This window comes from Pseudomonas sp. PDM13, assembly GCF_025685765.1.
GTDB classification, from domain to species: Bacteria; Pseudomonadota; Gammaproteobacteria; order Pseudomonadales; family Pseudomonadaceae; genus Metapseudomonas; species Metapseudomonas solani.
Map to the genome: position 1 here is coordinate 17,393 of NZ_JAOTQU010000011.1, position 26,735 is coordinate 44,127.

The following is a 26,735-nucleotide window of genomic DNA, read 5'->3' on the forward strand; positions in this document are numbered from 1 at the left end:
TCGTGGCGGCCATCAGGGGCGCCGAGGCGGCAGAAATTAGCGCCTCTCCGGTGGGCTGTCCACGGCGTTATGGGTACGCCTCCCTGGCATACGCTGTCCCTGTGGCGTCGCGCAGCGGCTGGAGCGGTTGCCTACCTTCCGTGGCCGGCTACCGGCTGATTTCCGTTTCCAACGCAACGAGTGACAGGTCGCTCAGGGCTTGCGTTCTCCACCCACCCCCGCCTGCAACTCCAGCAACGGCACCGGCTTCGCCCCTTCGGGCGGGGTGAAGACGAAGTCGGTGGGGCCGACCATGGGCAGGGTGTCCCACTGGTAGGTCACGCTGTGGCGCGGGCGTTCGGGTTGGTCGAGGCGGGTCAGCACCATCTTGCAGGGCAGGGGCTCGTCGCCCTGGCGTAGCCACAGCTGCCAGTCCAGCCCTGGCTGGCGGTAGGCGTAGTGCTCGCAGCTCTGGTCGCCGACCTGTTCAGTACCGACGTGGAGCGCGCTGCCAATGCCCACCCGCTGGGCGGTGTCTGGGCCCCAGTGGATGAGGTCGGCCAACGGTAGTTGGATGCCGTAGCGTTCGCCGAGCAGGGCCAGCAGCTCTTCCTGGCTGGTGGGCGCCACCTCCCGGCCGAAGTAGCCCTGGCGGCTGTCGTAGAGGGTGAACTGCTGGCCGTCGTAGAACAGGCTGCGCTGATAATCGGTGCTCGTCACCTGCACGCGCAGCTTGTCCGGCGCGCTCACCAGCAGTTGGGTGCGGGCATGCACCACCAGCGCCTGGCCGTTTTCCAGCAACTGGTCGCTGTCGCTTTCCGCATCGATGGCGTACTGCTGCAGGCCGCGCAGGTGTTCGCCCATCTTCACCAGGGCGGCGAGGGCGCCGGCATCGGGGGCTTCATCCTCTGCTGCCAGGGCGCCACAGGAGAGAAGGGCGAACGCCAGGGCGAATACCAGGTGTGCTGGGCTGGGCATGGTGGGTGACCTCGGCGCGAGCCTGTCGATAATCGTTAGGTCAGGCAGTCCTCGGGTTGGTTCCGGCGGCAATTCAGCGGCGGCTGGCTAAGCTGTCCCCCATCATCGGGGCAAGGAGCGGGTTTCATGGCGACAAGGACGATCCATACGGTCTGTACACCCAGTCTGGCGCTGGCCTATGAAGAGCATGGCGCGGGGGATGAGGTGGTGATCCTGCTCCACGGCTTCCCCTATTCGCCGCGTGCCTACGATGCCGTGGCGCCGGCCCTGGCGGCCCAGGGGCTGCGGGTGCTGGTGCCGCACCTGCGTGGCTACGGCTCCACGCGCTTTCTGGCCGGAGACACCCTGCGCTCCGGCCAGCAGGCGGCCCTGGGCCAGGACCTGCTGGACTTCATGGACGCCCTGGCGATCCCCCGGGCGACCCTGGTGGGCTATGACTGGGGCGGGCGCGCCGCCTGCATCGTCGCGGCGCTGTGGCCGGAGCGGGTGCGGGCGCTGGTGACGGGGGATGGCTACAACATCCAGAACATCGCTGTCTCCGGCACACCGGCCGCGCCCGAGCAGGAGTTCCGCTACTGGTACCAGTTCTACTTCCACACGCCGCGTGGGCACCTGGGGCTGGAGGCGAACCGGGGGGCGCTGTGCCGCCTGCTCTGGCAGCTGTGGTCACCGACCTGGCGTTTCGACGAGGCCACCTATGCCGCCAGCGCCGAGGCCTTCGACAACCCGGACTTCGTCGAGGTGGTGATCCATTCCTACCGCCATCGCTACGGCTACGCACCGGGGGACCCGGCGCTGGAGGCCATCGAGCGGCAGCTGGCGGCGCAACCGGCCATCGGCGTGCCCACCCTGTCCCTGAGCGGCCTGGACGATGGCGTCGGCCCACCGCCCGAGGTGGACGACAGCGCCGCGCACTTCACCGGCCCCTACCGGCGCCAGCTGTTGCCCGGCGTCGGCCACAACATCCCCCAGGAGGCACCGGGGGAGACGGTGGCGGCGGTGCTCGAGCTGTTGGCGCACTGATCGGGCGCGTACGGAATACTGCAATCTGGCTGCGGGACACTGGGTCCATCCACTTTCAGGAGGCGCCACCCCGTGACCATCCGATCCTTCTCGCCGCGCCACCTGCTGGTCGCGACCTTCATCGGCCTGCTGGGCCTGCAACAGGCCCTGGCAGACGGCTGGCGCGAGGCCGTGCCGGATGCACAGGTTGTGGGCAGTGGCGAGTTCAGCGCCTATGGCTTCCATATCTACGATGCCAGGCTGTGGGCGCCCGGCGCGGTGCTGGGGGAAGACCGGCCCTTCGCCCTGGAGCTGGTCTACCAGCGCACCATCAGCCGCGACACCCTGGTGGAAGCCAGCCTCGACGACCTGCAGCGCCTGGGCGGCGAAGCGGTGGATGCAGCCCGGCTGGCGGCCTGGCAGGCGGAGATGGAGCGCGCTTTCGTCGACGTCGAGCCCGGCCAGCGCATCACCGGCGTCTACCTGCCCGGTGTCGGCGGGCGCCTGTACGTGGAAGGGCGGGCCCCCTATGAGGTGCGCGACCCGCTGTTCGCCCGGACCTTCTTCGGCATCTGGCTGGACCCGCGCACCCAGGAGCCCGAGTTGCGCCAGCAATTGCTCGGTGGCCTGCGTTCACCCTTCGATAGCGGGGCGGCGGTGGCGGTGGACTGCTGCCACCCCTGACCCCGGCATTACCCTTGCCGTTTGCCGGCCCCTGGTGCAGGCTGCGCCGTCCCGTTTCGCAGCCTTACGGAGCCTTGCCATGTCCGCCGATCATCGCCGTCCCGTTCCCCTGGCCAAGGCCTATCGTCTGATCAACCACGGCCCCACCGTGCTGGTCAGCGCGGCCCATGGTGGCAAGCGCAATGTCATGGCGGCGGCCTGGGCCATGGCCCTGGATTTCGAGCCGCCCAAGGTCTCGGTGGTGCTCGACAAGTCCACCTGGACCCGCCGCCTGCTGGAAGCCTCCGGCACCTTCGTGCTCAACGTGCCGGCGCGCCACCAGGTCGACCTGGTGCAGACGGTCGGCTCCAGCTCCGGGCAGACCCTGGACGAGGCGGGGCACGACAAGTTCGACGCCTACGGTATCGCCACCTTTTCCGGCGAGCAGGTCGAGGCGCCGCTGGTGGAGGGCTGCGTGGCCTGGCTGGAATGCCGCCTGCTGCCCGAGCCGCACATCCAGGAGCGCTATGACCTGTTCCTCGGCGAAGTGGTGGCCGCCTGGGCCGATGCGCGGGTGTTCAGCGAGGGCCGCTGGACCTTCGAGGGGCATGACGACCTGCGCACCCTGCACCATGTGGCGGGCGGGCATTACCTGGTGATAGGCGAGGGCGTTGGCGGGAAGGAGTTGCCGCTCAAGGGGTGAGGGCTTCCCGTTAGGTGTGGGAGCGGTTTCAACCGCGAAAGACCTTCCGCAGGCACTCGGGTGCGCATGGCCGGGTAATCCATTCGCCAATGAATTCGCTCCCGCAAGGGGAGACGCCCCGCCCGGGCGGGCGGGGCGGTTGCATCACTCGGCGGTGGCGGCCGGGGTGCTTTCCGGCTGGACGGGAATGAAGTCCAGCTGCAGGCGGCCGTGGCTCCAGGCGCGGGTGGCGTTGGTCAGCTCGACGTCATCGTTCAGCTTGCGGCCGTAGGAGGGGATGATCGCCTTCAGGCGGGCCTGCCAGGCCTCGCTCTTCATCTTCTCGGGGAAGGTCTTCTCCAGCACGCTGAGCATGATCGGCGCGGCGGTGGAGGCACCCGGGGAGGCGCCCAGCAGCGCGGCGATGGAGCCGTCGGCTGCACTGACCACTTCGGTGCCGAACTGCAGCACGCCGCCTTTCTCGGCGTCCTTCTTGATCACCTGCACGCGCTGGCCGGCCTGGATCAGTTCCCAGTCGGCGTCCTGGGCATCGGGGAAGTACTCGCGCAGGGCGGCCATGCGGTCATCCTGGCTGAGCATCAGCTGGCCGATCAGGTACTGGCTGAGGTCCATGTTGTCGATGCCGGCATTGGTCATCGGGCCGATGTTGCCGGTGGTGATAGCGCTGAACATGTCCATGTGCGAGCCGTTCTTGAGGAACTTGGTGGAGAAGGTGGCGAAGGGGCCGAACAGCAGCACCTCCTGGCCATCGACCACGCGGGTGTCCAGGTGCGGCACGGACATGGGCGGCGAGCCGACCGAAGCCTTGCCGTAGAGCTTGGCGTGGTGGCGCGCGACGATGTCCTGGTTGCGGGTCATCAGGAACGAGCCGCCCACCGGGAAGCCGGCGTAGCCGTCCGCTTCGGGGATGGCGGATTTCTGCAGCAGCTTGAGGGCGCCGCCGCCGGCGCCGATGAACACGAAGCGGGCGTTGACCGCGCGCTCTTCGCCGCCCTTGGCCAGGTCGGCGACCACGACTTTCCAGGTGCCGTCTTCGTTGCGCACGATGTCGCGCACTTCATGGCTGAGGTTGAGCTTGAAGTTGGGCGACTCGGACAGCGAGCCGAACAGCTGCCGGGTGATCTCGCCGAAGTTCACGTCCGTGCCGATGGGCATGCGGGTGGCGGCGATCTTCTGGTCCTGGGCGCGGTTCTCCATCACCAGCGGTACCCACTGGGCGATCTGCGCGTGGTCCTCGCTGTACTCCATGCCGCGGAACAGCGGGCTGTGCTGCAGGGCCGCGTGGCGTTTCTTCAGGTAGGCGACGTTGTCGTCACCCCAGACGAAGCTCATGTGCGGCACGGTGTTGATGAAGGCGTGCGGGTTCTTCAGCACGCCCTGGTCGATCTGGTAGGCCCAGAACTGCTTGGAGATCTCGAAGGATTCGTTGATCGCCACGGCCTTGCTGATGTCGATGCCGCCGTCGGCGGTTTCGGGGGTGTAGTTCAGCTCGCAGAAGGCGGAGTGGCCGGTGCCGGCGTTGTTCAGGGCGTTGGAGCTCTCCTCGGCGACCTGGTCCAGGCGCTCGAAGGTCTCGATGGTCCACTCGGGTTCGAGCTCGTGCAGGTAGGTGCCGAGGCTGGCGCTCATGATGCCGCCGCCGATCAGCAGCACGTCCAGGGGTTTCTCGGAGGAATCGGGCTGGGAGCAGCCCATGACGCTCAGGCACAGGAGCGCCAGCAGTAGTTTCTTCATTTACCAACCGTCCAGATTTCGAGCATGGCCTGCCGCCCCGGGGGCACGCGGAGCGACGAACCCCGCTGGCTCGGTGGCGCTCGGGTGGTTCGTCTTCCTGGGCTGGCGGCCATGCATTCTCGTGGCCGGGGCGTGTGCGGCGCCCCGGTCAGGCGCCTCGGCGCCCTGCATGCGGTGGCTGTTCGCCACCGTGGGCGGCCAATAGAGCAAGGAGCGTGCCTGGCGGCTTCAGGCCAGGCGCTGTGCGGGTCATGCCATCGAGCGTGGTGCTTGTAGTGGCGGGAGTCCGCCATTACAGCGGTGTGCTTGGGGTGATCTAGGCGGAATTTCGCCCGGTTGGTTGTGACCGAGCGCCCCCTGGGGCGCTGCACGAAAAATCTCCGAGCGAAGGTCAGGCAAGGCAGAAACAGGCAAAGAAGCGGAGTTTACGTTTGTAAATGAGCATTCCGAGGCTGTTTTCAACGCAGCATCACCGAGCGCAGGAATTTTTCAGCCCCGGGTGCGCGGGTCCACGTAGTAGGTCACCTGCTGTCGCGGGTCGAGGTACTCCAGCGCGTCCGGCGGCACCTGCCCGGGACGCACGCTGCGGGCGATGGCGATCGAGGGCTCGTGCTCGAGGTTGACGATCAGCGCTTCTTCCTTCGGCACCTTGGGGTCGAAGAGGATCAGCGTCGGCTTCAGCGGCAGGGTCGGGTGCATGCCCAGCACCAGGCCGTAGCGGTCGTCCTGCAGCTGCACCAGGCTGCCCGGCGGGTACACGCCCATGCAGCGGATGAAGGCCTTGAGCATCACCTCGTCGAAGCGCTGGCGGTACTGCCCGTACATGCGCGACAGGGCCTCGTGGGGGCTGAGGCCGTCGCGCGGGTTGAGCGGGTTGCACAGGTTGTCGAAGTGGTTGGTGATGCACACCACCCGGCTCAGGCGGGCGATGCTGGCCTCGTGCAGCTGCTTGGGGTAGCCGCTGCCGTCGCAGTACTCGTGGTGCTCGTGGATGATCCGCTGCACCTCGTCATCGAGCATCAACTGCTGGCTGCGGCGCAGGCCGAACTCGGTGTGCATCTGCAGCAACTGCTGCTCGGGGCGGGTCAGGGGTTCGGGCTTGAGCAGCACCTTGCTGGGCACGTCCATCTTGCCGATGTCGTGGAGCAGGGCACCGAGGCCGAGGCTGTGGCAGGCCTCGCTGTCGTAGCCGAGCTGGCGGCCGAGCATGACCGAGAGCACGGTGACGTTCAGCGAGTGGAAGTAGGCATCGTCGCCGGCCTTGCCGTTGATGCTGTGCAGGGCGGCGCCGTCTTCGCCGAGCACCGAGGCCACCAGGTCGCCGACCACCTGGCCGGCCTGCTTGAGGGCTTCCTCGGGCTGGCTGCGCAGGGTCTGGTTGAGTTGCTTCACCTGCTGGCTGGCGTGGATGAACTTGCGGTCCACCTCCGCCAGGCGCTTGCGCAGCTTGCTCAGCTTGACCACCCGCTCCTGGCGGGCGATGTCTTCGGGGCTGGGCGGCGGTGCTTCCTCGGGTTCCGGCGGGGGCGGCGCGTCGGGCTCCAGCTCAAGGGGTTCGCAATCGCTGCGCGCCGGGTCATAACGCAGGCGTTTGAGGCCGAGGTCGCGCAGCGCCTTGATCTGCGCCTCGTCCTTGATCTTGAAGTTGCTGAAGGTGAAGTCGTGCTCCCACCAACCCAGTTCGAGCTGGATGAAGAGGCCGACGCAAAGCTGGTCCGGCGTGATGTAGGCAGGTGCTGCGGTCATTCCATGGCCCAGGTGCTGGCTAAGTGATGGCAGTCTAACGGTTTGCCTTCCTCAGAGCAGCCCTGTCATCCGTTCGGCCGCCCGTGCCCGGTCGTCAGGATGCGCGGGGTTGCGTCGGCGCCGGTAGATGCCGCGATCCGCCCTCGTTTCCTTTGAGTGGTCCGGTTTCACGGGGTTCAGCATAGTTGCTTCGCAGGCGGCGCAAGGGCCGGCCGCCTGCGGGCATGCTCAGGAGAGGATCACGTAGTCGCTGCGCTGGGTGATGCCGCGGTGCTCGCCTTCCACCAGTTGCACGTAGCGGCCGTCCACCTGGTCGATGGGAACGCAGTCGTCGACGTCCAGCAGGGCGTCGGTGTGGGGCTTGTCCCAGCCGGCGAGCATGCGCCGCTTGCCCTTTTCCTTGGCCTCGGCCTTGTCCCGCGCCACCACCAGCAGGTAGCGATGGGCTTCGCCGAAGGCGCCCGGCTCGTAGCCGCCGAGGTTGAGGAAGAACAGGCGGGGCGCACCGGCAGCGGGGGCGGCATTGCCGAGGCTGACGCGGTAGCCGTCGACGCCTTCGATGGCCATCCACGAGTCTATGTGCAGGCCGGCGGGGCTGCCGAACCATTCGTGGCGCAATTGCGGGTGGGTGTCTTCGATGGTGTCGGCGAAGGCGAACACCACGTCATGGACTTCGATCTTGGCCCGGGGGTGCTTGCCTCCGAGCATCACGACGAACAGCATCTTGGGTCCTGGCAGGTCGATCGGGCCCGGCATCCGGTGCCGGGCGGGGGCGCCATGGTAAGGCGCCGCTTCGCTGGGTGGTAGCGCCGTCCGGCGCCCGGACGAAGCGTCGTCCCTCAACCGCGCCTGGCGGAGAGCCCGGCGATACCGTCCACCGCTTCGGCCAACTGGCGCTGGGTGAAGGGCTTGGACAGGCGCGGCAGGTCCAGGCGCACGCCGGTGGGCAGCTCGGCGTAGCCGGATACCATCAGCACCGGCAGCCCGGGGTGGCGTGCACGAACCTCCAGCGCCAGCTGCGCGCCCGTCATGTAGGGCATCGCATGGTCGGTCACCAGCAGGTCGTAGCGCTCACGCTCGAGCAGATCCAGGGCTTCCTTGGCGGAGTGGGCGACGGCCACGTGGTGGCCGAGGTCCTCCAGCATCTCGGCGGTATTGGTCAGCACCAGGTCGTCATCGTCCACCGCGAGAATCGCCAGGCCCGGCGCTGTCGAGGCACCGGCCGGTGCCAGCATCGTGACCTGCCGCACCGGGGGTTCGCCGTGCAGGGCCTCCTGCGCGGGCAGCCAGATCTCCGCGGTGGTGCCGCGCCGTGGCGTGCTGTGCAGGCGCAGCACGCCGTCGGACTGCTCGGCGAAGCCGTGGACCATGGACAGGCCAAGCCCGGTGCCCTTGCCGATGCCCTTGGTGGTGAAGAAGGGCTCGGTGGCGCGCTTGAGCGTGGCTTCATCCATGCCTTCGCCCATGTCGGTGACCGCCAGGCACACGTAGCGCCCCGGCCGCAGCCCGCTGTCGCCCAGGGGCACCGCCTCCTCGCGGGCGGCGATGACGATGCGGCCTTCGCCGCCCATGGCGTCGCGGGCGTTGACGGCGAGGTTGAGCAGGGCGGATTCCAGCTGGTTGGGGTCGGTCTCCACCGCCGGCAGCTGCAGCGGGAACAGGGTCTCGACGGCGATGGTGGAACCCAGGGCGCTCTGCAGCAGCTCGGTCATGTCCTCCACCAGTTGGCGCAGGTCGATGAGTTCGCGGCGCAGGTCCTGGCGCCGGGCGAAGGCGAGCATGCGCGTGGTCAGCGAGGCACCGCGTTCGGCGGCGGTGCGGGCGTTGTCCACCAGACGCAGCAGCGGCGCCTCCTGGGGCATGCGCCGGCGCAGCAGTTCGAGGCTGCCGAGCACCGCCATCAGCAGGTTGTTGAAGTCGTGGGCGATGCCGCCGGTGAGGCTGCCGATGGCCTCCATCTTCTGCACCTGCTGCAGGGCCTGCTCGGCCTTTACCCGGGCGGTCTTCTCCACCGCTTCGGGCACCATGGCGACCACCTCGCCGGCCTCGCTGAGCACCGGCCGCAGGGAGAAGTCGAACAGCCGGGTGCCGCCGGGCAGGTCCAGGGCCATGCCGAGGTTCTCGGTGGCGCCGGCGGCGACCCGTTGCACCGCCGCGCGGATCACCTCGGGCATGCCGGGCGTGCTGGTGAACCAGGGGGTTTCCCAGAAGGGCTTGCCGGCCACCTGCTCCAGGCTGGCGTCGATACCCGCCAGGGCGGTCGCATTGAAGTGCAGCACCTCGCCGCTGGCGGCGATCAGCCCCTGGTAGAGGTGCGAGGTTTCGAAGATGGCGCGGATGCTGGCTTCGCTCTGGGCCAGGGCGGCGGTGCGCTCGGCCACCTTGGCTTCCAGCTCCTCGCGGAAGCGGCGTTCGCCCTCGCGGGCCTCGGCCTCCGAACGCACCCGCTCGATGTGGGCCCAGGAGCGCTCGGTCACCTCGGTGAGCAGGGCCAGCTCCTTGTGCGTCCAGTTGCGCGGGCGGCTGTCGTGGATGGCCATCAGCGCGGTGAGCCGGCCACCCTTGACCAGGGGCAGGCAGATGGTCGCCGCCAGGCCGATGGCGAGGAAGGTGGCGGCCTCCTCGGGCGGCAGCTGGCCACGGTTGTCGTCCAGCACCAGGGGCAGCCCGGCGCCGAGGCGCTGCACTGCCAGCTGGCCGAAATCGGAGAGCCGGTAGTGGCCGATGATGCTCTGCTGGCCGGGGGCGGCCCAGTCGCCACGGATGGTGAAACCGTCGCCATCGGCATCCATGTCGGCATAGGCGCAGACCGAAACGCCCAGGTACTGGCCGAGCATCTGGGTGGTGGTGGCGAGGATCAGGTCGGCGTTGGCACTGCGCGCGGTTTCCTTGGCCAGGGCGTCGAGAAACACCAGGCGCGCCTCGTTCTCGCGCAGGGCGTCCTCGGCCAGGTGGCGGCCGGTGACATCGCTGGCGGCACCGAACCACTCGCAGAGTTCGCCCTTGGCGTCCAGCAGCGGCACGGCGCGGGACTGGGTCCAGCCGATGCTGCCATCGAGCAGGTGCACCCGGTGTTCCAGCTGGAAGGGGCTGCGGGTCCGCACCGCATGGGCAATGGCCTCGCGTACCAGGGGCTGGTCATCGGGGTGGATGTAGTCCTGCTGCCAGTTGGCGGTGGGGCTGTGGGTGTCGGCGATCACCCCCTTGCCGTCGAGGCGGCGCATCTCGGTCCAGTCCGGGTCCATGCGGTAGAGCATGTCGGAGGAGGCGTTGACCAGGGCGCGGAAGCGCTCCTCGCTGTTGCGCACCCGGTCCTCGGCCTCGGCGCGTTCGGTGACATCCTGGCCCTCGACGAAGATGGCGCTGATCTGCCCCTGGCCATCCACCACCGGCTGGTAGACGAAGTCGAGCACCCGTTCTTCCTCCGGGCCGTTGGCCTCGCGTTGCAGGAGCACGCGCACGCCGGTGCCGACATAGGCCTTGCCGCTGGTGCGAACCTGGTCCAGCAGCTCGATGAAGCCCTGGCGCTCCACCTCGGGCAGGGCTTCGCGCAGGGGGCGGCCGATCAGTTCGCGCTCGCCCACCAGGCGCCGGTACACGGGGTTGGCCAGCTCGAATACGTAGTCGGGCCCGCTGAGCAGGGCCATCAGCCCCGGCGCCTGCTCGAACATGCTTTGCAAGCGGCTGCGCTCGGCCTGCATGTGGCGCTCGGCGCGCACTCGCTCGGTGGTCTCGACGACGATGGCGATGACCCCCGCCGGGCGACCGCTCTCGTCCAGCACTGGCGAGTAGTCGAGGTTCATCCACACCTGCTCGGGTCCGCCCCGGCGGTGCAGGGTGAGCTCCTGGTCCTTGTAGGCGAGGGTGCCGCCGGCCAGGCCGACCTTCATCACGTTGTCGTTGAAGTCGGCGACCTCGGGCCAGCCCTTGCGCACCTCGGAGCCCAGCAGCTGCGGGTGGCGCCCGCCGGCGAACACCGAATAGGCGTCGTTGTAGATCATGGTGCCGGCCTCGCCCCACAGCAGCACGATGGGCACCGGCGAGAGCAACAGCAGGCCGGTGACGGTCTTCAGGCTTTGCGGCCAGGCTTCGATGGGCCCAAGGGGCGTCGCCGCCCAGTCATGGGCGTTGATCAGCCGGCCCAGCTCACCGCTGCTGGGCAGGAATTGCGGGCTCGGCGTGCCGGTTGGCGAGCGGGGCGCTTCATCGGTCATCGGGGCTGGATCCAGGGCGGCAAGGCTGTCGACGAGAGGGCATGGGCGGGTATGGCCCTGGCTTTCGGCAGCATAGCATCGGGAAAGTTGCGGCCCTAAGGGGGCGCTCGACGCAGCGCTATGGCCGCGCGGCGATCATGAAGTCGATGGTCGAGGAGATCGTGGCGTTGCGGGGGGCGCACCGGGCCGGTTGAACCGGCCCGGGCAGAGGGGGCTCAGTGCTTGCCGCTTTCGTCGGGCAGGGCGAGGAATTGCTTTTCCTGGTTCCAGTCGAAGGGCTCGTCGTTCTCTTCGGCTTCGAAGCGGCGCTCGTCGAGGCGCTGGAAGAGGGCGATTTCTTCGTCGGGCATGAAGTGCAGGCAGTCGCCGCCGAAGAACCACAGCAGGTCGCGGGGGACCAGGTGGGCGATCTGCGGGTAGCGGTGGAACACCTGGCTGATCAGGTCCTGGCCCAGGTAGAGGCTGGCCTCGGGGTCGCGCGGCAGTTCGCTCATCAGCTCTTCGAAGCGTTCGACGAAGAGGGCGTGGTTCTCTTCGGGAACCTGCTCGGCTTCGCCCAGGGCGACCAGGATGCCGCGCAGGTGGGCGAGCAGGGCGAGGTGGTGGTCGAGGTAGGAGTTGGCCATGGCGTGGGTCCTGGAGCGGAATGAAAACGGGCGCGGAGTATAAGTCGCTCTGCGCCCGCTGTCCCGCCCGCCGGGCCGGGTGGTGGCCCTAGCGGACCTGGCCTTCGTTGAGCAGCAGCTCTTCCTTGGCGTAGTCGTCGACGTCGATCACCTTGCGCCGTGCCACTTCGGCGGCGCGCAGGCGCTGGGCTTCGCTGGCGTCTATCACGCCGGCGGCCAGGGCGGCGTCGATCAGGTTCTCGCCGGCGGCGGGTTTCACCTGGCCTTCCTTGACTGCCTTGTGCAGCTTCTTCTGCAGCGGCTGCACGGCGGCCAGGGCGTCGACGGCGTGCTGCAGCGCGCCGACCGGGTCGTTTTCGGCCTGCGGGCGGAAGCAGCCGGCGAGCAGGTTTTCCAGCGCTGGGTCGCCACGGTCGCGGCCGATGATGGCGGCGATCTCCGCGTCCAGCTCATCCGACGGCCCCTTGTGGCGACGGCCGAAGGGGAACACCAGCACGCCGAGCAGGCAGCCGAAGAGGCGGTTGGGGAAGTTGGCCAGCAGGCCGGCGAGGGCGTCCTCGGCCTTGCCCAGGCTTTCCTCCAGGGCCCAGCGCAGCAGCGGGCGCAGGTGCTCGGGGCTGTCCAGGTCGTGGTAGCGCTTGAGCGCGGCGGAACCCAGGTAGAGGTGGCTGAGCACATCGCCCAGGCGCGCCGAGAGGCGTTCGCGGCGCTTCAGCTCGCCGCCCAGCAGCATCATGCTGAAGTCGGCGAGCAGGGCGAAGGCGGCGGCCAGGCGGTTGAGGCTGCGGAAGTAGCCCTGGGCCAGGCGATCACCGGGGGCGCTGCCGAGCTGGCCGAAGGTCAGGCCCAGCAGCAGGGTGCTGGCGGCGTTGCTGACGGCGAAGCCGATGTGCTGCATCAGCAGGTCGTCGAACTCTTCCAGGGCGCGGTCGTGGTCCTCGCGGCCGGCGAGGGCCATTTCCTTGAGCACGAACGGATGGCAGCGGATGGCGCCCTGGCCGAAGATCATCAGGTTGCGCGAGAGGATGTTGGCGCCTTCCACGGTGATGAAGATCGGCGCGCCCTGCCAGGAGCGGCCCAGGTAGTTGTTCGGGCCCATGATGATGCCCTTGCCTCCGTGCACGTCCATGGCGTGGCCGATGCACTCGCGGCCGCGCTCGGTGAGGTGGTACTTGAGGATGGCCGAGAGCACCGAGGGCTTTTCGCCCAGGTCCACCGCGTTGGCGGTGAGCATGCGCGCGGCATCCATCATCCAGGCGTTGCCGCCGATGCGCGCCATGGCTTCCTGGATGCCTTCGAAGGCCGACAGCGGCACGTTGAACTGCTCGCGCACGCGGGTGTACTGGCCGGTGACGAGGCTGGTGTACTTGGCGGCGCCGGTGCCCACCGCCGGCAGGGAGATGGAGCGGCCGACGGAGAGGCAGTTCATCAGCATCATCCAGCCCTTGCCGAGCATGGGCTGGCCGCCGATCAGGTAGTCCAGCGGCACGAACACGTCCTTGCCGGAGTTGGGGCCGTTCATGAAGGCGGCGCCCAGGGGCAGGTGGCGGCGGCCGATTTCCACGCCGGGGGTGTCGGTGGGGACCAGTGCCAGGCTGATGCCGAGGTCTTCCTCGTCACCCAGCAGGTGCTCGGGGTCGTAGGCCTTGAAAGCCAGGCCGAGCAGGGTGGCCACCGGGCCCAGGGTGATGTAGCGCTTCTCCCAGGTCAGGCGCAGGCCGATGACTTCCTCACCCTGCCACTGGCCCTTGCAGATGATGCCGACGTCGGGCATGGCGCCGGCGTCGGAGCCGGCCAGCGGGCCGGTGAGGGCGAAGCAGGGGATGTCTTCACCACGGGCCAGGCGCGGCAGGTAGTGCTGGCGCTGCTCGTCGGTGCCGTAGTGCAGCAGCAGTTCGGCCGGGCCGAGGGAGTTGGGCACCATCACGGTGGAGGCGAGGTCGCCGCTGCGGGTGGCCAGCTTCATGGCCACCTGGGAGTGGGCGTAGGCGGAGAAGCCCTTGCCGCCGTATTCCTTGGGAATGATCAGGGCGAAGAAGCCGTTGGCCTTGATGTGTTCCCAGGCTTCCTGGGGCAGGTCCATGCGCTGGCCGATGTCCCAGTCGCTGACCATGGCGCAGAGTTCTTCGGTGGGGCCGTCGATGAAGGCCTGCTCTTCGGCGGTGAGCGCCGGGCGCGGGTAGTCGAGCAGCTTGTTCCAGTCGGGGCGACCGCTGAACAGTTCGCCGTCCCACCACACGGTGCCGGCCTCGATGGCGTCGCGCTCGGTCTCCGACATGGGTGGCAGCACGCGCTGGAACCAGGAGAACAGCGGGGCGGTGATCAGCTTGCGGCGCATCTCCGGCAGGGCCAGGGGCAGGGCGACCGCCAGCCACAGGGCCCAGAGGATCGCCAGCAACCAGCCCGGCGAGTGGCTGAATACCCCCATGGCCAGGAGGTACAGGGCCACCGCGCCGAGGGCGGGCAGGGGGGCGGTACGGCGGTGCGCCAGCCAGGCGACCCCCAGGACCAGAACGAGCAACCAGACGAACACCATGTGTGATCCTCCTTGATGACGGTGCGGTAAGGGCGCGACCGTCACGAGCGTAGTCGTCGCCATGGAACGTGGCGACATGGGCAGTGAGCTTGGCCGGATCGTCGTTAGGCGGGCGTCGGGGCCGCCCCTAGACTGGGAACGGTTCACCGAGGAGAAATGCCATGCAGCCTTACCTGCGATCCGGTCGCTTCGTTGATAGTGACCACCCCCTGGTGGTTGAGTTCGCCTCGCGAAACTGCGGCGGGAGCGCGCAGCCGCGTGACCGGGCGGTCAGTCTGTACTACGCCGTGCGCGACTCCATCCGCTACAACCCCTATGCCTTCAGCCGCGACCCCGAGTCGCTCAGGGCCAGCACCGCCCTGGAGGTGGGCGAGTCGTACTGCGTGCCCAAGGCCATCCTCCTCGCGGCCTGTGCGCGGCATTGCGGCATCCCGGCGCGCATCGGCCTGGCGGATGTGCGCAACCACCTCGCCACCCCGCGGCTGCTGCAGTTGCTGAAGAGCGAGGTGTTCGCCATGCACGGCTACACCGAGCTGTACCTCGATGGGCGCTGGGTCAAGGCGACGCCGGCCTTCAACCTGGAGCTGTGCCGGCTTTTCGATGTCGCGCCGCTGGAGTTCGATGGGGCGACCGACAGCGTCTTCCACCCCTTCAACCGCCAGGGCGAGCGCTACATGGAATACCTCGCCGACCACGGCCAGTTCGACGACCTGCCGGAGGCGTTGTTCTTCGGCCACCTGGAACAGGTCTATCCGCACCTGTTCGAGGCCGATGCGGCCTTCATGAGCGGTGACCTCCACGCCGAGGCTGCCGCCGTAAAAGCGCCATAGGTGGGTGCCGAGCGCAGCGAGGCCCAACGGAGCCTGGTCCGACTCCGCCATGTTGGGCCCAAGCACGCATTCGCCCATCCGCCACCCCGCTCCGGTCGATATGCGTTATCAACGCAAATCCTTGGCCAGGGTGGGGGGATTTGCCTCTAGAATCGACGCCTCATGAAAAGTCAGGACAATCACAGATGCTGAAGATCTGGGGCCGCAAGAATTCGTCCAATGTGAGAAAGGCGCTCTGGGCCGCCGAAGAGGCCGGCATCGCCTTCGAGGCGATCGATGCCGGAGGCGCCTTCGGCCTGGTCAACGATCCCGAGTATCGGGCCAGGAACCCCAACGGCCTGGTGCCGCTGATCGAGGATGGCGAGCTGGTGCTCTGGGAGTCCAACGCCATCGTCCGCTACCTGGCCGCGCGTTATGCCGCGGGCCGTCTCTACCCCGAAGACCCGGTGCTGCGTGCCCGGGGCGACAAGTGGATGGACTGGACCACCTCGGCCTTCGCCCCGGTGTTCCGCGACCTGTTCTGGGGCACCCTGCGTACGCCGCCGGCGGAGCGCGACCCGGCCAAGATCGCCGCCGCCCTGGCCCGTTGCAGCGAGCTGCTGGCGATGCCCGAGCGGGCCCTGGCCGAGCAGCCATTCCTCTCCGGCGAGCATTTCGCCATGGGTGACATCCCCCTGGGCAGCTTCATCTATGCCTGGTTCGAGATGCCCATCCAGCGCCCCGAGCTGCCGGCCCTGGAGGCCTGGTACGGCCGCCTCAAGGAGCGCCCGGCCTACCGCAAGGCGGTGATGACCGCCCTGACCTGATGCTAGGCTCAACCCATCAAGCGGCTTGATGGTTGCGTTTGCAGCCATCAAGACGAATTTCCATCTATTTGCACAAAGGCACGTCATGACATCTGCTCTGTCCATCCGGCAGCTGACCAAGACCTACGGCAACGGCTTCCAGGCCCTCAAGGGCATCGACCTGGAAGTGGCCGAAGGCGATTTCTTCGCATTGCTGGGCCCCAACGGCGCCGGCAAATCCACCACCATCGGCATCCTCTCCACCCTGGTGAACAAGACCAGCGGCACGGTCAATGTCTTCGGCAACGACCTCGACACCTCACCCTACGCGCTCAAGCGCTGCCTCGGCGTGGTGCCCCAGGAGTTCAACTTCAACCAGTTCGAGAAGGTCTTCGACATAGTCGTGACCCAGGCCGGCTACTACGGCATCCCGGCGAAGATCGCCAAGGAGCGCGCCGAGCAGTACCTCACCCAGCTGGGCCTGTGGGACAAGCGTGACGCGGCTTCCCGCGAGCTGTCCGGCGGCATGAAGCGGCGCCTGATGATCGCCCGTGCGCTGGTCCACGAGCCGCGCCTGCTGATCCTCGACGAGCCCACCGCCGGCGTCGACATCGAGCTGCGCCGTTCCATGTGGAGTTTCCTCACCGGGCTCAACGCCCAAGGCATCACCATCATCCTCACCACCCACTACCTCGAGGAAGCCGAGCAGCTGTGCCGCAACATCGGCATCATCGACCACGGCACCATCGTCGAGAACACCAGCATGAAGTCGCTGCTGAAGAAGCTCCACGTGGAGACCTTCCTGCTCGACCTCAAGGATTCCCTGACCAGCCTGCCGCAGCTCGCCGGCTACCCGGCGCGCCTGGTGGACCACCACACCCTGGAGGTGCAGGTGGACAAGAGCCAGGGCATCACCGAGCTGTTCCGCCAGCTCTCGGCGCTGAACATCGATGTGATCAGCCTGCGCAACAAGACCAACCGCCTGGAGGAGCTGTTCGTGTCCCTGGTCGAGAAGAACCTGTCGAAGGTGGCCGTATGAGTTCCGAACTGCGCGCCAACCTGGTCGCCCTCAACACCATCGTCTACCGCGAAGTCCGCCGCTTCACCCGCATCTGGCCGCAGACCCTGCTGCCCCCGGGCATCACCATGGCCCTGTACTTCGTGATCTTCGGCAACCTGATCGGCCGGCAGATCGGCGACATGGGTGGCTTCAGCTACATGGAGTACATCGTGCCGGGGCTGATCATGATGTCGGTGATCACCAACTCGTACAGCAACGTGGTCTCCAGTTTCTTCGGCAGCAAGTTCCAGCGTTCGGTGGAAGAGCTGCTGGTGTCGCCGGTCTCGCCGCACACCATCCTCCTCGGCTACACCATCGGCGGCGTGCTGCGCGGCCTGGCGGTGGGGGTGATCGTGACCCTGCTGTCGCTGTTCTTCACCAAGCTGCAGGTGCACCACCTGGGCGTGACCGTGCTGGTGGTGGTGCTGACCGCCACCACCTTCTCCCTGGGCGGCTTCATCAACGCGGTGTATGCGCGCAACTTCGACGACATCTCCATCGTCCCGACCTTCGTGCTGACGCCGCTGACCTACCTGGGCGGGGTGTTCTACTCCATCAGCCTGCTGCCGCCGTTCTGGCAGACGGTGTCCCTGGCCAACCCCATCCTGCACATGGTCAACGCCTTCCGTTACGGCATCCTCGGTGTCTCCGACATCAACATCGGCATTGCCATCGGCCTGATGACGCTGACCACGGTGATCCTCTACATCGCCTGCATCCGCCTGCTGGTGAGCGGCCGCGGCATGCGCCAGTAACCCCTCCGGGGTGGGCCCCGACCACCCCGATGCCATCCCCGCGCGATATTTTTGTAGGGTGGGCCGGGCGGCGCTCCGCTTCAGCCCACCATTTCCCTGCACGCACTTGCGGGTTCGGCGGCGCTCCACGAACCCGGCGCCTGGCCATGTCGGGTTGCACCCGACCTACAAGGGGGCTGCGCGTTGTGTGTAAGGGCTCGCCCGAAATGCATCAACCCCGATACAAAGCGTCACAGACTGCCTCTATCTTTACGTGCCCCTGACAAAAGTCTGCCGATACTCCCGGTAGACTTTTTCATTTCCGACAAGAACGACTCGAAAAGAGGCTGTTGATGACCGCTCGTCGCCGCGCCTGGCCGTTGCTGCTGTGTGGATTGCTCGCCTGTCCGGCCTTCGCCGCCAATCCGCCCCTGGTGGAGGTGGCCGAGCCCCAGCGGGCGCTGGTGCGGGATGAGCTGGTGACCTTCGGCTCGTTGCGCTCCGACGAGTCGGTGACCATCCGCCCGGAGATCGAAGGGCGCCTGGCCCGCCTGCACTTCAAGGAAGGGCAGCCGGTGAAGGGCGGTGATCTGCTGGTCAGCCTCGACGACGCCATCGCCCGCGCCGAGCTGGACCAGGCCCGGGCCAACCTGGAGCTGGCGGAGAAGAGCTACCAGCGCGCACAGATGCTGTTCAAGCGCGGCGCCAGCAACGCCCAGGCCCAGGACGAGGCGCAGTCCCAGCAGCAGGCCGCCCGTGCCAGCCTGGCCCTGGCCCAGGCGCGCCTCGACAAGACCCAGATTCGCGCGCCCTACGACGGCTTCCTCGGCCTGCGCCAGGTGAGCACCGGCGACTACCTCAGCCCCGGCCAGGACATCGTCAACCTGGAGGTGCTCGACCCGCTCAAGGTGGATTTCCGCGTGCCGCAGAAGGCTGTGGCCCAAGTGCATGTCGGCCAGACCGTGGAGATCAGCGTCGATGCCTACCTGGGCGAACGCTTCCGTGGCCGCATCATCGCCCTCAACCCGCGCCTGGACGAAGTCGGTCGCAGCCAGGCCATCCGCGCGCAGATCGGCAACGCCGACCATCGCCTCAAGCCCGGCCAGTTCGTCAAGGTTTCGGTGATCCTCGAAGAGCGCCCCGACGCGCTGCTGATTCCCGAGGAAGCGGTGATCCCCGTGGGCCAGCAGCTGTTCGTCGCCATCGTCGTCGACGGCAAGGTGGAGCGCCGGCAGATCCGCATCGGCCAGCGCCAGCGTGGCAAGGCCGAGGTGCGCGAAGGCCTGCAGGGCAACGAGCAGGTGATCACCGCGGGCTGGCAGAAAGCCGGGCCCGGGCAGGAGGTGCGCAGCGTGGCGCGGGGTGAGCTATGACCCTTTCCGACCTGTGCATCCGCCGCCCGGTATTCGCCACCGTCCTTTCCCTGGTGGTGGTGCTGCTGGGGCTGATGGCCTACCAGCGCCTGACGGTGCGCGAGTACCCGAACATCGACGTGCCCATCGTCACGGTCAACGTCATCTACCCCGGTGCCAGCCCGGAGATCATGGAGTCCCAGGTGGCGCAGCCCATCGAGGACGTGCTCTCGGGTATCGAGGGGCTGGACTTCGTCTCCTCCATCAGCCGCTCCGAGAACACCCAGATCACCGCGCAGTTCCGCCTCGGCACCGACGCCGATGAAGCGGCCAACGACGTGCGCGACCGCCTTGGCCGGGTGCGTGGCCTGTTGCCCACCGAGATCGACGAACCGGTGGTGCAGAAGGTCGAGGCCGACGCCCAGCCGGTGGTGTGGATCGCCTTCTACAGCGAGCAGCACTCGGCGATGGAGATCACCGACGTGCTGGAGCGGGTGGTGCAGGACCGCCTGCAGACCATCCCCGGCGTCTCCGAGGTGCAGATCCGCGGCGCGCGCACCTACGCCATGCGCATCTGGCTGGACCCGGAGAAGCTTGCCGCCCACGACCTCACCGTACAGGACGTGGAAGACGCCCTGCGCCGGCAGAACGTGGAGATCCCCGCCGGGCGCATCGAGTCGGTGCAGCGCGAGTTCAGCGTGCTCTCGGAAACCGACCTGAAGACCCCCGAGGAATTCAACGACCTGATCATCGACGACCGTCGCGGCTACCTGCTGCGCCTGTCCGATGTGGGCCATGCCGAGATCGGCGCCGCCGACGAGCGCTCCCTGGTGCGCTTCAACGGCCGCCCGGCGGTGTCCCTCGGCCTGGTGCGCCAGGCCACGGCCAACCCGCTGGAGATTTCCGACGGCCTCAACGCCGCGTTGCCGGATGTGCGCGAGCTGCTGCCCGAGGGCATGCAGATGGCCATCGCCAACGACAACTCGCTGTTCATCCGCGAGTCCATCTCCAACGTCTACGCCACCATCTGGGAAGCGGTGGTGCTGGTGGTGCTGATCATCTTCCTGTTCCTGCGCTCGCTGCGGGCGACGCTGATCCCGCTGGTGACCATCCCGGTGTCGCTGATCGGCGCCTGCGCGCTGATGGCGTTGATGGGCTTCACGGTCAACACCCTCACGCTGCTGGCGATGGTCCTGGCCATCGGCCTGGTGGTGGACGATGCCATCGTGGTGCTGGAGAACATCCACCGGCACATCGAGGCGGGCTTGTCGCCGGTGCAGGCGGCCTTCAAGGGCAGCCGCGAGATCGCCTTCGCGGTGATCGCCATGACCCTGACCCTGGCCGCCGTCTACGCGCCCATCGGCTTCATGCAGGGCACTTCGGGCAAGCTGTTCACCGAGTTCTCCTGGACCCTGGCCGGCGCCGTATTGGTCTCTGGCTTCGTCGCCCTGACCCTGTCGCCGATGATGTGCGGCCAGCTGCTCAAGCCGCACCGGCCCGATCATCGCCACGGCCGCGTCTACAACCTGATCGAGGGCTTCCTCAACGGCCTTACCTACAGCTACCGCCACCTGCTGGAACGGGTGTTGCGGGCCTGGGTGCTGATCGCCATCTTCCTGGTCGGCGTGTTGCTGCTGTGCGCCTGGATGTTCACCGGCCTGCGCAGCGAGCTGGCGCCCACCGAGGACACCGGCACCATAGTCGGCACCCTCAACGGCCCGGACGGCGCCACCCTGCAGTACACCAGCCGCTACGCGAAGATGCTCGAGGACGCCTACAAGTCCATCCCCGAGACCAACCGCTACATGGTGGTGGTGGGCTTCCCCACCGTGGCCCAGGGCCTGTCGTTCATGAAGCTGGAGGACTGGGACAAGCGCAGCCGCAGCCAATTCGAGATCCGCGACGAGCTCCTGCCCAAGCTGCAGGACATCCCCGGCGTGCGCGCCTTCCCGGTCAACCGCCCGCCGCTGGGACAGAGCGCGCGCAACCAGCCGGTGAACTTCGTCATCCGCTCGTCCCTGGAATACGCCGAGCTGCAGCAGTACGTGGACACACTGCTGGAGCGCATCCGCGACTACCCGGGGCTGGAGAGCATCGACACCGACCTCAAGCTCAACACCCCGCAGCTCAAGGTCACGGTCAACCGCGAGCAGGCCACCGCCGTGGGCACCGACGTCGCCACCATCGGCCGCAGCCTGGAGAGCCTGTTCGGCAGCCGCCAGGTGACCCGCTTCAAGCAGAACGGCGAGCAGTACGACGTGCTGGTGCAACTGGCCAACGTCGACCGCAGCAACCCCGACGACCTCAACCGCGTGTACGTGCGCGGCCGCGACGACAGCATGGTGCAGCTCTCCAACCTGATCGAGGTGAAGGAGACGGTGTCGCCGCGCGAGCTTAACCACTTCAACCAGCTGCGCGCGGTGACCCTCAGCGCCAACGTCGGCAGCGGCTATACCCTGGGCGAGGCGCTGACCCACCTGGAGCGCGTGGCCCGCGAGGTGATGCCGCCGGAGACCCAGTTCGACTACACCGGCACCTCCCGCGACTTCAAGGAATCCAGCGCCGGGGTGGCGCTGACCTTCGCCCTGGCCCTGGTGTTCATCTACCTGGTGCTGGCGGCGCAGTTCGAAAGCTTCGTCGACCCGCTGATCATCCTCTTCAGCGTGCCGCTCTCCATCGCCGGCGCCTTGCTCGCCCTGGAGCTGTTCGGCGGCACCCTGAACATCTATTCCCAGGTGGGCATGGTCACGCTCATCGGCCTGATCACCAAGCACGGCATCCTCATCGTCGAATTCGCCAACCAGCTGCTGCGCGAGGGCCGCAGCCTGGACGAGGCGGTGATGGAGGCCTCGGTGCAACGCCTGCGGCCGATCCTCATGACCACCGGCGCCATGGTCCTCGGCTCGCTGCCCCTGGCCATCGCCACCGGCGCCGGCGCGGAAAGCCGCCAGCAGATCGGCATGGTGATCGTCGGCGGCCTGCTGGTGGGCACCTTCTTCACCCTGTTCGTGGTGCCGACCCTGTACCGCAAGCTGCGCCAATGGCGGCCGATGCGCCTGGAGGAGGCGGCGCTGGCGTGATGCCTCGCTGGCTTGTTGGGGCGAATTCATTCGCCCGCTCTTGCCGTGGCACCGACTATCAAGGGGCGTAGGGTGTAGATCGCTTTTTACCTCCACCAGGCGGAGTCGGGATCAGCACGCGCTTATGCCCTGAGCCGTAGCCGAGGGGGAGCGCCCCGGGCTGAAGCCCGTGCTACGGGGCACGGTGTTCGCGAGCAGAGCTCGCTCCTACAGCTGGACTCCCTCGGACCGTAGGTCGGGTGCAACCCGACGGATTGCGGACCCTTCAATCGAACGCGTATTCCACGCCCGCCGCGACATACCAGGCGCGCCCCGGGCCGGGCTCGTAGTAGCGCTGGTTGCCGTCGCCGACGATGACCGAGCCGATGTAGCGGCGGTCCAGCAAGTTGTCCAGGCGCAGGGTCTGGCTGAAGGTCAGGCGCTCGAGCTTCTGCTCGAAGCGGGCGCGCCAGTTGAGCAGGGCGTAGCCGGGGGCCGGGCGGGCGCTGTTGCTGTCTTCCACATAGAGCTTGCTGCGGTAGAGGCCTTCCAGCGCGGTGCTGATGCCTGCGCGCGGGCGCCATTCCAGTTCGCCCCAGAGGCTGGTGGCGGGGACGCCGGGCAGGTGGCGCCCGGCGGGAATGTTACGGCCGCCACTGGTGAAGCCCTGGTCGTAGGTGGCGCTGAGGCGGGTGTAGGCGAGGCGGGTGTGCAGGGTTTCGCTGAGCGCGCTGTCCACGGACAGCTCCAGCCCCTGGCGCCGGGTGCGGGCGGCGTTCTGGTAACGGGTGCGGCCACCGCTGGCGGCATCCACCACCAGCTCGTCCTCGGTGTCGATGCGGAACAGCGCCAGGTTGAGGCGGGTGGCTTCGCCGATCAGGCTCTTGAGGCCCACTTCGTATTGCCGGCTGGTGGCCGCGCCCAGGTCGAAGCCGAAGCTGTCGCCGGGCCCGGAGTAGGACAGCTCGTTGAGCGTCGGCGTCTCGAAGCCCTTGCCCCAGCTGGCGTAGAGGTTCAGTTCCGGGGTCAGCGCGTAGCTGGCGCCCAGGGTCGGGGTCAGGTCGCGGTAGGTGACCGAGCCGCTGTCGTCGCCGTTGCCGGGGCGGATGTAGTGGTCGTCCACGTCGAACGCCACTTCGTTGTAGCGCAGGCCGCCCTGCAGGTTGAAATCCCCCAGGCGCCAGCCGAGTTGCAGGTAGGGGGCGATGCTGCTGACTTCGTCGCGCTCGTCCCGGCGCAGGTTGCCGCGCACGCCCAGCTGGCTGCCGACGAAGTTCTCGTAGCCCTGGCGGACGTCGCTGGACTGGTCGTAGTCCACCCCGGTGGTGAGGGTGAGGTTGCCCAGGCCGGGGTCGAAGTCCTGCAGCCAGCGGGTGCTGGCGCCCTGGAAGCTGCGCTCGAAATCGATCACGCCGCCGGCGCTGCGCGGGCTGGCCTGGGCGGAAGCGGGGATCGCCTGGTACTGGATCACCCGCCGCGTGCCGCCATAGAGGGTGGCCTGCCAGGTGCCGGCGGCGAAGGCGCGCTCGTAGTTGAGGCCGGCCTGGCGGTGGTCGATGGTCTTGCGCGTGTCGTAGTTCAGCGCCGCATCGGCGACGCCGCGCGGGTCGGCCTGGTAGCCGGCCCAGGTGAGGCCGAGCGGGTCCTGGGTGCCGTTCTGGTTCAGCTGGCTGAAGGTCAGCGCCAGCTTGCTGTCGTCGTCCGGGTACAGGGTGAGCTTGGCGAAGCTCTTGTCCAGGGTCGCGGCGCTGTGCTTGCGGTAGCCGTCGCTTTCGTAATGGGACTGGTTGACCAGGAAGCCGCCCTTGTCGTTGCCGCCTTCGGCGGTGATGCGGGTGCGGGAGGTGCCCCAGGCGCCCTGGGAGGTTTCGCTGGAGACCTTGGGCGCGCCCTGGCCGTCGCGGGAGAACACCTGGATCACCCCGCCGGCGTTGCTGCCATAGATGCTGGCGAAGGGGCCGCGCAGCACCTCGATATGGTCGAGGGTGTCGAGGTCGAAGGTGGCCGCCTGGCCCTGGCCATCCGGGTTGGACGCGGGGATGCCGTCGGCGATCAGCTTGATACCGCGGATGCCGAAGGCCGAGCGGGCGCCGAAGCCCCGTGAGGACACTTGCAGGTCCTGGGCCTGGTTCTGGCGGTTCTGCACCACCAGGCCGGGCACGGCGTTGAGCGCTTCGGAGAGGTTGACCCCGGGCTGGCCGGAACTGGCCTGTTCGCGCTCGATGCGGTCGACGGAGAAGGGCAGCTCGAAGCCGCTGGCCGGGTAGCGGCTGCCGGTGATCACCAGCGGTTCGACCTGCAGCGTTTCGGCCTGGGCCAGCGGTGTGAGCGCCAGGGACAGCGCCCAGGCAGAACGGTAGGTCGGCATGGGGCGTCCTTGCGTGGCGGGTCAGGCTTTCTCGGCTTTTTCCGCGCGTTGTTCCTGGGCGGTGACCTGCTGGCAGATCTCGATCATCTGCTCGCGCATCCAGCGGTTGGCCGGGTCCTGGTCGGTGCTTTCGTGCCAGTAGAGGTGGGTTTCCAGGGAGGGCACGTCGTTCACCGGCAGCTCGACGTAGTGCAGCTCGTGGCGGCGGGCGAAGCGCTCGGGCACGGTCATCGCCATGTCGGTGTTCTGCATCACGGTGGAGGCCATCAGGTAGTGCTGGGAGCGCAGGGCGATCTTGCGCTGGATGCCCATCTTGCCGAGGGACAGGTCGATGTAGCCGAGGCCGCTGCGGCGGCTGGAGATATGGATGTGGGTCAGCGACAGGTATTCGTCGAGGCTGATCTTCTCCTTCGCCAGCGGGTGGCCACGGCGCATGGCGCAGACGTAGCGGTCTTCCATCAGCTTGACGTGGCGCACCTGCGGGTCGGTGTTCAGCGGCGCGTCGACGGCGAAGTCCAGGCGCCCGGCGGCCAGCTCCTTGGTGGTTTCGCGGCGCTTGGCCAGGAAGCTCTCGATCTGCACGTTGGGGGCGAGCCGGCGCAGGCGCTGGAACAGCGGCGGCAGGATCACCGTCTCGGTGAGGTCGGTCATGCTGATGCGGTAGGTCTTGTTGGCCTGGCTCGGGTTGAAGGTGCGGCTCTCCTGCACCGAGATGCGCAGCTGCTGCAGGGCGTTGCGCACCGGGCCGATGATGTTCTGCGCCATGGGCGTGGGCACCATGCCCTGGGCGGTACGCACGAAAAGCGGGTCGTTGAAGGTCTCGCGCAGGCGGGCCAGGGCGTTGGAAACGGCGGGCTGGGTAATGCCTACGATCTGCCCGGCGCGGGTCAGGTTGGCCTCGGTATAGATGGCATCGAAGACGATGAAGAGGTTGAGGTCGACCTTGTTCAGATTCATGTCCGAGTGCACTCCGTAGGCTGTTTTTATGGGCGGATCATATATCGGTGATGAATGTTTATACACGGTGAAAATAGGTTAGATAAATCTTAATCGCTGTTCTAGCATCATTTCCACACCTCACCCGTACCCAGAAAACATCCGTCAGAAGGTAGCTCCGCATGGATTTCGCCTACTCCCCCAAGGTCCAGGAACTGCGTGAACGCGTAACGGCGTTCATGGACACCTACGTCTACCCGGCCGAGCCGGTATTCGAGCAACAGGTCGCAGAGGGTGATCGCTGGCAGCCCACCGCGATCATGGAAGAGCTCAAGGCCAAGGCCAAGGCCGAAGGCCTGTGGAACCTGTTCCTGCCCGAGTCCGAACTCGGTGCCGGCCTGACCAACATGGAATACGCACCGCTGGCCGAGATCATGGGCCGCTCGCTGCTGGGCCCGGAGCCGTTCAACTGCTCCGCGCCGGATACCGGCAACATGGAAGTGCTGGTGCGCTACGCCAACGAAGAACAGAAGAAGCAATGGCTGGAACCGCTGCTGCGCGGCGAGATCCGCTCCGCCTTCGCCATGACCGAGCCGGGCGTGGCTTCCTCCGACGCCACCAACATGGAAGCCCGCGCCGTGCGCCAGGGTGACGAGTGGGTGATCAACGGCCGCAAGTGGTGGACCTCCGGCGCCTGCGACCCGCGCTGCAAGATCCTCGTGTTCATGGGCCTGTCCAACCCGGACGCGCCGCGCCACCAGCAGCACTCGATGATCCTGGTACCGGTGGACACCCCCGGGGTGAAGATCCTCCGCCCGCTGCCGGTGTTCGGTTACGACGACGCACCCCACGGCCACGCCGAAGTGCTGTTCGAAGACGTGCGTGTGCCCTACGAGAACGTGCTGCTCGGCGAAGGCCGTGGTTTCGAGATCGCCCAGGGCCGCCTCGGCCCAGGCCGCATCCACCACTGCATGCGCTCCATCGGCATGGCCGAGCGCGCACTGGAACTGATGTGCAAGCGTGCCGTCAGCCGCACCGCCTTCGGCAAGCCGCTGGCCCGCCTGGGCGGCAACATCGACAAGATCGCCGACTCGCGGATGGAGATCGACATGGCGCGCCTGCTGACCCTGAAGGCGGCCTACATGATGGACACCGTGGGCAACAAGGTGGCCAAGAGCGAGATCGCCCAGATCAAGGTCGTGGCGCCCAACGTCGCCCTGCGGGTGATCGACCGCGCCATCCAGATCCACGGCGGTGCCGGTGTCTCCAACGATTTCCCGCTGGCCTACATGTACGCCATGCAGCGCACCCTGCGCCTGGCCGACGGCCCGGACGAAGTGCACCGAGCGGCCATCGGCAAGTTCGAGATCGGCAAGTACGTACCGAAAGAGATGCTGCGCAGCGGTCACTGATCGCCGAGCAGTAATGAA

Annotated in this window: 19 protein-coding genes; 10 read left to right on the forward strand and 9 right to left on the reverse strand. The window is 67.6% G+C overall.

Annotated features, from left to right (window positions below; translation table 11 throughout):
- Window positions 1–192 precede the first annotated feature (192 nt).
- On the reverse strand, window positions 193–957 hold the full coding sequence (locus OEJ36_RS13300; RefSeq protein ID WP_263401888.1) for a DUF2092 domain-containing protein: 765 nt from the start codon (window positions 955–957) through the stop codon (window positions 193–195).
- A 126-nt stretch (window positions 958–1,083) separates the two neighbouring features.
- Between OEJ36_RS13300 and OEJ36_RS13305 the strand changes: the two genes are divergently transcribed.
- The 3 genes from OEJ36_RS13305 (at window position 1,084) to OEJ36_RS13315 (ending at window position 3,325) form a co-directional block, all read left to right on the forward strand.
- Entirely contained in the window at window positions 1,084–1,980 is an 897-nt protein-coding gene (locus OEJ36_RS13305; RefSeq protein WP_263401889.1) for an alpha/beta fold hydrolase, read from the forward strand.
- Between the two features lie 72 nt (window positions 1,981–2,052).
- A complete protein-coding gene (locus tag OEJ36_RS13310) occupies window positions 2,053–2,643 on the forward strand; it encodes a chalcone isomerase family protein (RefSeq protein WP_263401890.1) in 591 nt (196 codons plus the stop codon).
- 79 nt (window positions 2,644–2,722) lie between these two features.
- On the forward strand, window positions 2,723–3,325 hold the full coding sequence (locus OEJ36_RS13315) for a flavin reductase family protein (RefSeq protein ID WP_263401891.1): 603 nt from the start codon (window positions 2,723–2,725) through the stop codon (window positions 3,323–3,325).
- Between the two features lie 144 nt (window positions 3,326–3,469).
- Here OEJ36_RS13315 and OEJ36_RS13320 read toward each other — a convergent pair whose 3' ends face one another.
- The 6 genes from OEJ36_RS13320 to OEJ36_RS13345 all read right to left on the reverse strand — a co-directional run bounded on the left by OEJ36_RS13320 (window position 3,470) and on the right by OEJ36_RS13345 (window position 14,181).
- Window positions 3,470–5,059, reverse strand: a complete 1,590-nt coding sequence (locus tag OEJ36_RS13320; protein ID WP_263401892.1) for a malate:quinone oxidoreductase — start codon at window positions 5,057–5,059, stop codon at window positions 3,470–3,472.
- A 489-nt stretch (window positions 5,060–5,548) separates the two neighbouring features.
- Entirely contained in the window at window positions 5,549–6,805 is a 1,257-nt protein-coding gene (locus OEJ36_RS13325) for an HD-GYP domain-containing protein (RefSeq protein WP_263401893.1), read from the reverse strand.
- A 228-nt stretch (window positions 6,806–7,033) separates the two neighbouring features.
- On the reverse strand, window positions 7,034–7,528 hold the full coding sequence (locus OEJ36_RS13330; protein WP_021217967.1) for a DUF1543 domain-containing protein: 495 nt from the start codon (window positions 7,526–7,528) through the stop codon (window positions 7,034–7,036).
- A gap of 116 nt (window positions 7,529–7,644) precedes the next feature.
- Window positions 7,645–11,019 carry a PAS domain-containing protein gene (locus OEJ36_RS13335; protein ID WP_263401894.1) on the reverse strand — a complete coding sequence of 1,125 codons (3,375 nt, stop codon included), beginning with the start codon at window positions 11,017–11,019 and terminating at the stop codon, window positions 7,645–7,647.
- 215 nt (window positions 11,020–11,234) lie between these two features.
- Window positions 11,235–11,645 carry a PA2817 family protein gene (locus OEJ36_RS13340; RefSeq protein WP_021217964.1) on the reverse strand — a complete coding sequence of 137 codons (411 nt, stop codon included), beginning with the start codon at window positions 11,643–11,645 and terminating at the stop codon, window positions 11,235–11,237.
- 88 nt (window positions 11,646–11,733) lie between these two features.
- Window positions 11,734–14,181, reverse strand: coding sequence for an acyl-CoA dehydrogenase (locus OEJ36_RS13345; protein ID WP_263401895.1), 2,448 nt, complete (start codon window positions 14,179–14,181; stop codon window positions 11,734–11,736).
- A 161-nt stretch (window positions 14,182–14,342) separates the two neighbouring features.
- Between OEJ36_RS13345 and OEJ36_RS13350 the strand changes: the two genes are divergently transcribed.
- The 6 genes from OEJ36_RS13350 (at window position 14,343) to OEJ36_RS13375 (ending at window position 22,022) form a co-directional block, all read left to right on the forward strand.
- Window positions 14,343–15,011 carry a transglutaminase-like domain-containing protein gene (locus OEJ36_RS13350; RefSeq protein ID WP_263401896.1) on the forward strand — a complete coding sequence of 223 codons (669 nt, stop codon included), beginning with the start codon at window positions 14,343–14,345 and terminating at the stop codon, window positions 15,009–15,011.
- Between the two features lie 185 nt (window positions 15,012–15,196).
- Window positions 15,197–15,817, forward strand: coding sequence for a glutathione S-transferase family protein (locus OEJ36_RS13355; RefSeq protein WP_021217961.1), 621 nt, complete (start codon window positions 15,197–15,199; stop codon window positions 15,815–15,817).
- Between the two features lie 85 nt (window positions 15,818–15,902).
- On the forward strand, window positions 15,903–16,835 hold the full coding sequence (locus OEJ36_RS13360) for an ABC transporter ATP-binding protein (RefSeq protein WP_263401897.1): 933 nt from the start codon (window positions 15,903–15,905) through the stop codon (window positions 16,833–16,835).
- Window positions 16,832–17,611: an ABC transporter permease gene (locus OEJ36_RS13365; RefSeq protein ID WP_263401898.1), complete on the forward strand. Its 780-nt coding sequence runs from the start codon at window positions 16,832–16,834 to the stop codon at window positions 17,609–17,611. The genes OEJ36_RS13360 and OEJ36_RS13365 overlap by 4 nt, the downstream gene beginning before the upstream one ends.
- Window positions 17,612–17,943: 332 nt before the next feature.
- Window positions 17,944–18,963 carry an efflux RND transporter periplasmic adaptor subunit gene (locus OEJ36_RS13370; protein WP_263401899.1) on the forward strand — a complete coding sequence of 340 codons (1,020 nt, stop codon included), beginning with the start codon at window positions 17,944–17,946 and terminating at the stop codon, window positions 18,961–18,963.
- Complete coding sequence (locus OEJ36_RS13375; RefSeq protein WP_263401900.1) at window positions 18,960–22,022, forward strand: efflux RND transporter permease subunit; 3,063 nt, start codon at window positions 18,960–18,962, stop codon at window positions 22,020–22,022. The genes OEJ36_RS13370 and OEJ36_RS13375 overlap by 4 nt, the downstream gene beginning before the upstream one ends.
- A 265-nt stretch (window positions 22,023–22,287) precedes the next feature.
- Here OEJ36_RS13375 and OEJ36_RS13380 read toward each other — a convergent pair whose 3' ends face one another.
- Window positions 22,288–24,369: a TonB-dependent receptor family protein gene (locus OEJ36_RS13380; protein WP_263401901.1), complete on the reverse strand. Its 2,082-nt coding sequence runs from the start codon at window positions 24,367–24,369 to the stop codon at window positions 22,288–22,290.
- 21 nt (window positions 24,370–24,390) lie between these two features.
- Complete coding sequence (locus OEJ36_RS13385) at window positions 24,391–25,326, reverse strand: LysR family transcriptional regulator (RefSeq protein WP_043244817.1); 936 nt, start codon at window positions 25,324–25,326, stop codon at window positions 24,391–24,393.
- 161 nt (window positions 25,327–25,487) lie between these two features.
- Between OEJ36_RS13385 and OEJ36_RS13390 the strand changes: the two genes are divergently transcribed.
- Entirely contained in the window at window positions 25,488–26,717 is a 1,230-nt protein-coding gene (locus tag OEJ36_RS13390; protein ID WP_021221223.1) for an acyl-CoA dehydrogenase, read from the forward strand.
- Window positions 26,718–26,735: the final 18 nt, after the last annotated feature.